At 50.9% G+C, this 858-nt stretch carries 2 protein-coding genes; both read right to left on the bottom strand.

The features are described from left to right. Positions 1–98 precede the first annotated feature (98 nt). Positions 99–641 carry a D-glycero-beta-D-manno-heptose 1,7-bisphosphate 7-phosphatase gene (gene gmhB / locus AACR14_RS16065; protein WP_019446915.1) on the bottom strand — a complete coding sequence of 181 codons (543 nt, stop codon included), beginning with the start codon at positions 639–641 and terminating at the stop codon, positions 99–101. 113 nt (positions 642–754) lie between these two features. After that, on the bottom strand, positions 755–858 hold a 104-nt coding region (locus AACR14_RS16060; protein ID WP_019446595.1), incomplete at its 5' end, for an EF-Tu C-terminal domain-related protein.

Below are 858 nucleotides of genomic sequence, written 5' to 3'. Positions count from 1 at the left end.
GGAGTGAATTCTTTCTGGCAAGCAAATAATTGCAAAAAGATGGCTTTCGCTGTTTGTTCGCTCACAAAGCCACCAATTGGCATATTAAACCGGCGAAATCAGCTCACTGCAGGCACCGCAACAGCAAAATCGTGCAGATTGTCATAGAGAGCATCGGCCAGCGCACTACCCGTTTCGGTCACCGGCTTACCGGTTCTGACCATGATCTTGTGACCAACACCAGCATTGACGGCAGCTTTTAGATCGGAAGGCTTGTCACCCACCATATAGGAACGACTCATGTCGATCCCCAGTTCCTGTTGTGCCAACAGCAGCATGCCTGGTTCCGGTTTGCGGCAATCACAAGGGGCGCCGTGATCCGGATGATGGGGGCAGAAGTAGATGCCATCGAGATCCACATTCCGATCAGCCAGTGACCAATCCATCCATTCAGTCAAATTCATGAAGTCATCTTCACTGAAGTAGCCGCGGGCGATGCCGGACTGGTTGGTGACGACGACCAGCAGATAGCCTTTCTTTTTGAGGAGCTTCAGGGCGTCTATGACTCCGGGCAGAAAATGGAAATCATCGACCTGACTGACATAGCCAGTGTCTTCATTGATGACACCGTCACGATCCAGAAAAATGGCGGGGTTGCTCACGGAAACTACCTCTATCAATGGTTTTGCCCAGTATCTCACAGGCCATAAATAGCCCCAAAAATAAAAGGGGTGGCCGAAGCCACCCCTTTTCATGTTTGTATATAACGAATCGATTAGGCGATTACGCTAGCTACAACACCAGCACCTACGGTACGGCCACCTTCACGGATAGCGAAACGCAGGCCGTCGTCCATTGCGATCGGAGCAATCAGGGTAA

This window comes from Aeromonas sp. 159 (assembly GCF_963862045.1).
Lineage (GTDB): Bacteria > Pseudomonadota > Gammaproteobacteria > Enterobacterales > Aeromonadaceae > Aeromonas > Aeromonas veronii.
Note: the sequence above shows the minus strand (reverse complement) of the source record. Positions and strands in the feature narration are given on the sequence as shown.